This is a genomic window from Rhodococcus sp. (in: high G+C Gram-positive bacteria), from assembly GCF_049286785.1.
Classification (GTDB): domain Bacteria; phylum Actinomycetota; class Actinomycetes; order Mycobacteriales; family Mycobacteriaceae; genus Rhodococcus_F.
In genome coordinates this window covers 1-2,015 of the sequence record NZ_JBAQEO010000232.1, presented here as the reverse complement: position 1 = coordinate 2,015, position 2,015 = coordinate 1, and the positions used below count along the sequence as shown (strand labels likewise).

Annotated in this window: 3 protein-coding genes; all 3 read left to right on the top strand. The window is 67.7% G+C overall.

Annotated features, from left to right (window positions below):
* The first annotated feature begins 385 nt into the window (after positions 1–385).
* A complete protein-coding gene (locus WAW17_RS09535) occupies positions 386–733 on the top strand; it encodes a hypothetical protein (RefSeq protein WP_422332739.1) in 348 nt (115 codons plus the stop codon).
* Positions 734–755: 22 nt separating this feature from the next.
* Positions 756–1,019, top strand: coding sequence for a hypothetical protein (locus tag WAW17_RS09530; protein ID WP_422332738.1), 264 nt, complete (start codon positions 756–758; stop codon positions 1,017–1,019).
* A gap of 86 nt (positions 1,020–1,105) precedes the next feature.
* Positions 1,106–2,015 (top strand): ParB/RepB/Spo0J family partition protein (locus tag WAW17_RS09525; RefSeq protein WP_422332737.1); only part of this gene is annotated, 910 nt, incomplete at its 3' end.

Below are 2,015 nucleotides of genomic sequence, written 5' to 3'. Positions count from 1 at the left end.
CAACCCACTCGCGACCACCGCCCGTACCGGATGTGGCAGCAGCGCCCGGGTTTGGGATCCCCGTCCCTGCGGGCCGGTGCCGGCCACCTGCGGTGTCCCCTGAGTCGAGCTCCGCTGCGCTGCGCTCTGTGAAGGGCATTGTTGTTTCCCCTTTCTGGCCGTCCGAGTGTCGCCGGGCCGCTCCTCCCCGCAACCAGACGACGCCGCTGCGCGCCGCCCTGACGGGTCGGGGAACTTTTCTCCGCCGCTTCGCTCCCCCGAAAACTTCCCGCTCGCAAGTTGCGGCCCGTCGCTCTCACCCGGCGAATCTCTCCCTTGCCAGAAGGGCGAAAAAACGATCGGGGCCGGGGTTGCCGGTCCCGTCACCAGCGAAGGGAGCTTTGGGATGGGTGCGATAACGGGTGCGCCGAGTGTGCGGGTGCGGGTGCTGCACAACGAGGCGCGGGACGCGATGCTGATCGGCTACACCGACGGGGACCCGTTGCGTGAGGTGATCCGGTTCGAGATGGATCCGCGCCGGGACGTCGAGGTGAACCTCGAGGAGGTCTTCGAGGCGTTCAACGAACCAGGTCCCCGGCTGGTCGAGTTCGATGTGGTGCGCCGCTACCGGGCCGAGCGGAACCGGTCGCTGAGCAAGGGCGACGTCGTGTTGTACGGGGAAGTCGCGTACGCCGTCGCCGCTGCCGGATTCGTGCGGGTGTACCCGACGCGCGAGTCGATCACCTTCCGCTGACCACAAACCCAGGAGAACCGAGATGACCAGGAGAACCGAGATGACCAGGAGAGCCGAGATGAGTGAGGACGAGGTGCGCGTCATCCGCGAGCAGGGTTTCACCGCCGGTGTGCTCGCGTCGTGCGGTGAGAGCGACGAAGCGCCGTTGCATGTGCTCGCCGAACGCGCCGGCATCGAGTTCGGCTACATGGCCGCCGAACTCGACATGTTCAACGACGGCTTCGCCGCCGGGTGGCAGATGGCACGGCAGTCGTACGGCACCGCCGATACACCGGCCCCCCGCTGACGAGTAATCACCCCGGAAATGCGAGAACACCGGGCAGCAGCTATCTGCCCGGTGTTCTCGCCCGAACATACAGGAGAGAGGACATCATGACCGCAACACAGCAACCGGCAGGCGTCGAGCTGATCGAGGTCGACCCGCACACCCTCGACGTCGGCAAGAACGTGCGCGACCGCGTCGACCTGGACGCGACACCCGAGTTCGTGGCGTCGGTGCGCGAGCACGGTGTGCTGCACCCGATCACCGCGAACCGCCGCGAGGACGGCACCCTGGTGGTGATCGACGGGCAGCGGCGTGCGCTTGCCGCGCGTGCTAGCGGACGCGACCGCATTATGGTGCTGGTGCGCCCACTCGAGACGGATGACGCCGTCGAGCAGGCGGTCGCCCGGATCAGCGAGCAGGTCAACTCGAACAACCACCGAGCCGCGCTGACACGCGGACAGAACGCGGCGGCCGTGGCCGAGATGCTCGAGCTGGGTGTGCCGGTGGAGAAGGTTGCCAAGACCCTGAGCGTGAAGCAGAAAAGCGTCAAGCTGTACGGCGCGGTCGGTCGCCATGAGGCCGCACGGGCGAGCCTCGAGGACCAGGGGCTGACGATCGAACAGGCCGCCGTCGTCGCCAAGTTCGAGGCCGACGGGGACATCGAGGCGGTGGAGTTGCTGGCGCAGTCCGACCGCCGCCAGTTCGACTTCCACGCGACCAATCTGCTGCGCAGCCGGAAGGAGCAGGCCACCAGGGCCGAGCGCACCGCCCCGTACGTCGAGGCCGGGTTCACCGCGCTCGACGCCGACCCCGGATACCGGGACGACACGGTGATCCACTGGCGCTATCTCGCCGCCGTCGAGGACGTCGAGTCGAACTCGAACGCGCGGGTGAGCGAGGACCAGGTGCGCGAGCGCCCCGAGCTGTGGGGTGTGTGGGTGGAGACCACGTCCGAATACGTCGACGTCGAAACCGGAGAGCCGGTCGACGAACGCGAGATCGACTGGGACACCTTCG

What these genes read in the sequence shown, in the direction of transcription:
- WAW17_RS09535 (WP_422332739.1), top strand. Translation starts at nt 386, where the DNA reads ATGGGTGCGATAACGGGTGCGCCGAGTGTGCGGGTGCGGGTGCTGCAC.
- WAW17_RS09530 (WP_422332738.1), top strand. Translation starts at nt 756, where the DNA reads ATGACCAGGAGAACCGAGATGACCAGGAGAGCCGAGATGAGTGAGGAC.